Source organism: Escherichia sp. MOD1-EC7003 (assembly GCF_002965065.1).
In the GTDB taxonomy this organism is placed as follows: domain Bacteria; phylum Pseudomonadota; class Gammaproteobacteria; order Enterobacterales; family Enterobacteriaceae; genus Escherichia.
Map to the genome: position 1 here is coordinate 1 of NZ_PTRE01000317.1, position 202 is coordinate 202.

The following is a 202-nucleotide window of genomic DNA, read 5'->3' on the forward strand; positions in this document are numbered from 1 at the left end:
CGCGCCGCATCCAACGCAGGGGGCACATTGCCTGATGCGACGCTTAACGCGTCTTATCAGGCCTACGAGTCGGTGCGAGAACGTAGGCCAGCCGCAAACTCTGACGTTTATCCCGTGGTTTAGCTGGGCTAACCGGGGGGAAGGCGAAATGCGGATCTGGATGAATGAGGAAAAGCATTGCCATCCGTAGGTTGGATAAGGC

At 57.4% G+C, this 202-nt stretch carries 1 protein-coding gene; it reads left to right on the plus strand.

Translation table 11 applies throughout. From position 1 onward, the window contains the following. Positions 1–190, plus strand: a 190-nt coding sequence (locus A7090_RS26330) for a hypothetical protein (RefSeq protein WP_206748401.1), incomplete at its 5' end; no start/stop codon positions are given. Positions 191–202: the final 12 nt, after the last annotated feature.